At 67.9% G+C, this 1,605-nt stretch carries 1 protein-coding gene and 1 pseudogene; one reads left to right on the forward strand and one right to left on the reverse strand.

Annotated elements, in window-relative coordinates:
- A partial coding sequence (locus WB402_RS14890; protein WP_424209227.1) for a PQQ-dependent sugar dehydrogenase occupies positions 1-1,046 on the forward strand: 1,046 nt, incomplete at its 5' end.
- Here the strand turns inward: WB402_RS14890 and WB402_RS14895 are convergent.
- Positions 1,043-1,605 (reverse strand): annotated as a pseudogene (locus WB402_RS14895) (Asp-tRNA(Asn)/Glu-tRNA(Gln) amidotransferase subunit GatB); the annotation flags it as partial. The gene WB402_RS14890 and the pseudogene WB402_RS14895 overlap by 4 nt on opposite strands.

Consider the following 1,605-nt stretch of genomic DNA (forward strand, 5'->3'; position numbering starts at 1 on the left):
GGTTCGACGACGCCGCGTCGCAGCCGTTCACCACCGAGCCGGAGTTGTCACCGCCACCCACGTCGACTCCGCCGCCGCCTCCCCCGCTGCCGGACAATCCGTTCCCCAAGCAGTGCCCCGCACCGAATGTGATGCAAGGGTGTCTGGAGAGCACCAGTGGCCTGATCATGCTGCCGGACAGCAAGTCCGCCTGGGTAGCCGAGCGAACCACGGGTGCGGTCAAAGAGGTGTCGGTGAGCGCCGAACCCAAGGTCAAGTTCGTCATCCCGGTCGACCCGTCCAGTGACGGCGGACTGATGGACATCGTCAAGTCACCGACCTACGACCAGGACCGGCTGCTGTACGCCTACATCAGCACGCCCACGGACAACCGCGTCGTCCGCATCGCCGAGGGCGACGTCCCCAAGGACATCCTCACCGGAATCCCGAAGGGCGCCACCGGCAATACCGGCGCGCTGGTGTTCACCAGCCCCACCACGCTTGTCGTGCTCACCGGCGACGCCGGCAATCCGGCATTGGCGGCCGACCCCAATTCGCTCGCGGGCAAGGTGATTCGGATCGAGCAGCCCACCACCGTCAACCAGGCGCCGATCACCACCGCGATGTCCAACATGGGCTCCGGCGGCGGCCTGTGCACTGACCCCACCGACGGCTCGCTCTACATCACCGACCGCACGCCGACCGCGGACCGACTTCAGCGGATCACCGCCGATTCCAAGACCTCGACCGTGTGGACGTGGCCGGACAAGCCGGAGGTGGCCGGCTGTGCGGCGCTCGCCGGCACCATCCTGGTGAACCTCGTCAACACCAAGCAGACCGTCGCGGTGCGGATGGCACCCGAAACCGGAGCGGTGACCGGTGAACCGGAGGTGATGCGTCAGGACGAGCACGGACATGCCTGGGCGCTGGCCGTGTCTCCCGACGGCAACATCTGGGGCGCCACCGTCAACAAGACGTTCGGAGACGCGATGCAGCTCGACGACGTGGTGTTCCCGCTGTTCCGGAACGGCGGCGGGTTCCCGAGGCCGAAGGACGACCTGGTTTAGCTACAGGCGGCCAGCACCAGTTCGCGCACACGCGAGGCGTCGGCCTGGCCCTTGGTGGCCTTCATCACCGCGCCGACGATCGCGCCGGCGGCCTGGACCTTTCCGCCCCGGATCTTCTCGACCACATCGGGATTCGCGGCCAAAGCTTCGTCCACCGCGGCCTGAAGCGACGAGTCGTCGCGCACCAGCTCCAGCCCGCGCGCCCTCATCACCTCGCCGGGCTCTCCCTCGCCGGCAAGCACGCCCTCGACGACCTGGCGCGCCAACTTGTTCGACAGCTTGCCGTCGTCGACGAGCTTGACCACCTCGGCGATCTGCGCGGGTGTGATCGGCAAGGCGTCCAGCGGAATGCCGGCCTCGTTGGCCTTCTGCACGAGGAAGTTGCCCCACCATGCCCGGGCCTGCTCGCTGGAGGTGCCATGCGCCACCGTCGCGGCAACCAACTCGACCGCCCCGGCGTTGACCAGGTCGCGCATTACCTCGTCGGAGACGCCCCAATCCTGCTGAATTCTCTGGCGCTGCAACCCTGGACGCTCGGGCAGTGTGCCCCGCAGCCGCT

Source organism: Sulfuricaulis sp., assembly GCF_049587675.1.
Lineage (GTDB): Bacteria > Pseudomonadota > Gammaproteobacteria > Acidiferrobacterales > Sulfurifustaceae > Sulfuricaulis.